At 67.3% G+C, this 284-nt stretch carries 1 protein-coding gene; it reads left to right on the top strand.

The window, feature by feature from the left end:
* On the top strand, positions 1–284 hold a 284-nt coding region (locus ACZY0B_RS28015), incomplete at both ends, for a hypothetical protein (protein ID WP_463767462.1).

The following is a 284-nucleotide window of genomic DNA, read 5'->3' as shown; positions in this document are numbered from 1 at the left end:
CATTCGGCGTCGCCGAGCAAGACACCCGCCTGCTTGGTGTCGACCAACCGGCCAACCAGCCGCGCCGAATCCAACGAACCCTACAACAGCGCGCCAACGAGGTACTCACCGCGCGAGTCCCCGCAGTTCGCCAATTCGCCGAACTCATCGACTCCATCGATCCACGCCTGCGCAACGACAGCTTCTGGCCGCAACTGGCCGATCACCTGGCTGCGGCCGCACCCAGCCGCCCCGACCTGCCCGAACTAGTGCGCCAAGCCGCCGCGCTACGCCCACTGCCCGAT

It is taken from the genome of Mycobacterium sp. IDUB_19, assembly GCF_055419445.1.
This window is presented reverse-complemented; position numbering and strand designations above follow the sequence as displayed.